5 protein-coding genes and 1 pseudogene are annotated in these 3,080 nt (G+C 63.9%); all 6 read right to left on the reverse strand.

Going from position 1 to position 3,080, the window contains the following annotated elements:
- Positions 1 to 212, reverse strand: a pseudogene (locus ACJWXQ_RS06495) (hypothetical protein); the annotation flags it as partial.
- Positions 213 to 268: 56 nt separating this feature from the next.
- Complete coding sequence (locus ACJWXQ_RS06500) at positions 269 to 1,084, reverse strand: type II secretion system protein (RefSeq protein WP_346052267.1); 816 nt, start codon at positions 1,082 to 1,084, stop codon at positions 269 to 271.
- Position 1,085: 1 nt separating this feature from the next.
- Complete coding sequence (locus ACJWXQ_RS06505) at positions 1,086 to 1,556, reverse strand: prepilin-type N-terminal cleavage/methylation domain-containing protein (protein ID WP_406672407.1); 471 nt, start codon at positions 1,554 to 1,556, stop codon at positions 1,086 to 1,088.
- Positions 1,556 to 2,023 (reverse strand): Tfp pilus assembly protein FimT/FimU, encoded by a 468-nt coding sequence (locus tag ACJWXQ_RS06510; RefSeq protein WP_406672408.1) that lies wholly within the window; start codon positions 2,021 to 2,023, stop codon positions 1,556 to 1,558. The genes ACJWXQ_RS06505 and ACJWXQ_RS06510 overlap by 1 nt, the downstream gene beginning before the upstream one ends.
- Positions 2,024 to 2,098: 75 nt before the next feature.
- Complete coding sequence (locus ACJWXQ_RS06515) at positions 2,099 to 2,473, reverse strand: type II secretion system protein (protein WP_406672409.1); 375 nt, start codon at positions 2,471 to 2,473, stop codon at positions 2,099 to 2,101.
- 295 nt (positions 2,474 to 2,768) lie between these two features.
- Positions 2,769 to 3,080 (reverse strand): hypothetical protein (locus ACJWXQ_RS06520; RefSeq protein ID WP_406672410.1); only part of this gene is annotated, 312 nt, incomplete at its 5' end.

Genomic DNA, 3,080 nt, shown 5'->3' on the forward strand with positions numbered 1-3,080 from the left:
CCGGAGCGGGCGGCATACCAGGCCTGGGTGGCGCCGACGGACTGGACCGGGGTGAACTGCTGCACGCCGCTGATGGTGACCATGTAGATGGCCAGGGCGGCCAGGGCCACCAGCAGGAACAGGGCGGCGACCAGGGCGACGCCCTGTTCGGAGCGACGAGCGGCGAGCAGCGAGCGGCGAGCCGGTATCGACAAGCCGCTGTGTAAGGCCAAATCGCCGTCTCCAAGAAACCCTTGGTGTCCTTGGCGAGCTTTGCGCGAGGCGATCTTCATGGCGCGTTCACCACTTGTGTCTGATGGAGCAATCTTACCCGCTCTTCTTCTTCCTCCAATACCAATCGCATGCTGAGCAGGCCGGCGCGGGTGGAGCCGCCGGGTGCATATTCAAAACCACAGCTATCGATTCGCCCGCTGAGGAGACTGCCACTGACGGAGGAAGGATCATCACCCAGGACATAGCCGGCATGGCGATAGAGGCGGCCATTGCGGCAGACGAAGGCCACCGGGTCTTCGACCAGGTAGAAGCGCTGGCGGGGAGATTCCAGGGGGAACTGATGGGCCTGGCTCAGTTCAATGCGCGGTTCACCAGGGACACTGCTGTCGCTGATGGTCACGCCCCGGTTGGGGGTCATGCTCTGGCCGGCCCAGGCATCGTTGCCGGCCTGGCCGGTGTTGTAGACCGAGAGATAGTAGTCGTAAGAGCCATTGGCCAGCCCCACGGACCCGGTGGCGTTGAAGCTGTCATCGGCCTGGTTGAAACGCAGGCGGTGTTCGGGCTGGGCGGCACCGGGGCCGGGGCCCTCGCGGTAGCGTCCACCGGCCGCGGTGGCCAGGAACTGCACACAGGGCCCCTCAGCGCAGTCGTTGACGCGAATGCTGTTGGGCAGGGCGAGGCGGATTTCGCGATGCATGCGGCGCAGGGCGCGGTCGCCGTCGGCCACCAGGGTGGCGCGGCGGTCCTGGTCCACATAGCCACCGACGGTGCCGGAAATGAGAATACCGCCCACGGCGGCGACAATGCCGGTGATGGCGATGACGATCACCAGCTCGATCAGGGTAAACCCTTGTGCGCGCGCAGGGACCATGTCAGTTCTCCCGCGTCCGCCAGGCGGTGAGGGTGATGTTCACCGTGCCGGCGTTGTCCGAGACCTGCACATCAATTCGCCGTTCATTGCCGCCACCGATGCCGAGGCTGTTGTCATCGGCCACGCTGATACTGACGGTGAGCATGTCCAGCCCGGACAGGGGGTTGCCGAAGACATCCTCGGGCTGGCAATCCAGGCCATCGTAAGCCGCGACATGATCCCAGTCCTCGCGACTGCCGCAATTGCCATCACCGGTACTGCCGCTGAAGGGCCGGCCCATGATCTCGTCCATGTACAGCTCGGCCACGGACAGGGCCTGGGCGCGGATCATGGGGTCGGCACTGGCGCGGATGGTGGTGGTATAGACACCCAGCACCGCGGCGGCGGCAATGCCGATGATGACGATGGTGATCACCAGCTCGACCAGGGTCACCCCCCGCTGGCGGCGTGCCATTGTCAGCGACCCGGCCATCAGCAGTCTCCCGCGTAGCCGGTGCCCGGCTGGATGCAGAAACTCCGGTTGAAACCACCGCCGGTCACGGTGACCTGGGGCGGGGTATTGGTCTGGGGCTCGCCCAGACCGTCGAAAACCACGCTGCCGTCACCGCTGACTGAAACACTCACACCGGACGGCGTGCTGTTCTCGAAGGCGCCGCCCCGGCTGGGATGGCGAATGGGCAAACCGCCGAAATCGCCTGATCCGCAGGGGTTTTCGTGATCCAGGGAATAACCGGCCGGATCAACCTGGAAACGCGCCTGGCAGCCGGTGGTGGTGGCCTGCAACTGCGCGTAGCGGGCGGCGGCGATCAGCTCGTCGTGGTAGCCGCGGGCGTCATAGGGGGTGCCGCCGGTGAAACGGGGGATGGCCACTACAGCGAGAACCCCCACTATCACCAGAATCATGACGAGCTCAACCAGGCTGAACCCTTTCACTAGCATTCAATACACCCCAGACAGAACCGCCCTCGACCCGAAGGCGAGGGCGGTTCAGATCTTTCAATCGCAAATCCAGGATTAGCTGGCGAGGGACACGCCGCAATCTAGATCAGCATCGCCAGGGACAGTCCGGACCGTGAATTCGACGGTCCCGGAACCACCCACCTCAAACCGTTCACTATCGAAGTTTTGGACCAAATCCTCAAGGTCACCACATGCGGCAACCTCTTCAGCATCCACGGTCTCCGGATCGCCAGGCTTACCATTGGCTGCCCACTTGGCATAGTTCATGGCTGCAGCGCTTGACAAAGCACCCGCCTGAGCTTCCAGAGCGGCCGTTTCAGCCTCGCCACTCAGATCAATAAACCGCGGCACGGCCACGGCGGCGAGGATGCCGAGGATGACCAGCACCACGACGAGTTCGATCAGGGTAAAACCTTTTGCGTTTTGCATCTCAATCACCTCATTCGGACCGACCGCGGCCGGTCTCTTTGTCTTGCATGGATTAGCGGCCCCAACCGCGGCCGCAGCCGCCACTGGGGCTTGCCATGAAGCTTAGCCTTTTTTTGCCAAGAATGGCAAGCAGCTTATGTAAAAAGATTGGCAAATGGAGCACTTTTGGGGATAAAAGGTCGTCACTGCCCAACCGGCGGCCGGATTGTCGGGGCGAACGGTCCGTGACGACCAAGGCCGGCGGGGTGGCAGGTTCCGGGGCCAGGGTACGATGCTGCCGGGCTGATCGAGCCGCCTAGATCCGTTCGAGCAGACAGGGCTGGGTGGTATTCCAATCGGCGTTTTCCCAGGAACCGGGCGGCTCGCTGGGACCCAGGAAGCGATCGACCCAGAACAGGGCCTGACCCGGGCCGACCTCGTCGCGCCACTCGGCCACCGGGGTATCGGAGGGAATATTGCTGACCGCGTAGCGGTCCAGGTCCACCTCGGGCAGGAAGCTGGCCATGGCCTGCTCGCAGGCCTCCCCGCCGGTCACGGAGATGTCCACACACTCCGGCGAGCCCGCCTCGCAGGCCGCCAGATTGATCTGGTTGTTGGAGATGAGGGC

This window comes from Natronospira sp., assembly GCF_007134575.1.
GTDB lineage: Bacteria > Pseudomonadota > Gammaproteobacteria > Natronospirales > Natronospiraceae > Natronospira > Natronospira elongata.

What these genes read in the sequence shown, in the direction of transcription:
- ACJWXQ_RS06500 (WP_346052267.1), bottom strand. Translation starts at nt 1,084, where the DNA reads ATGGTCCCTGCGCGCGCACAAGGGTTTACCCTGATCGAGCTGGTGATC.
- ACJWXQ_RS06505 (WP_406672407.1), bottom strand. Translation starts at nt 1,556, where the DNA reads ATGGCCGGGTCGCTGACAATGGCACGCCGCCAGCGGGGGGTGACCCTG.
- ACJWXQ_RS06510 (WP_406672408.1), bottom strand. Translation starts at nt 2,023, where the DNA reads ATGCTAGTGAAAGGGTTCAGCCTGGTTGAGCTCGTCATGATTCTGGTG.
- ACJWXQ_RS06515 (WP_406672409.1), bottom strand. Translation starts at nt 2,473, where the DNA reads ATGCAAAACGCAAAAGGTTTTACCCTGATCGAACTCGTCGTGGTGCTG.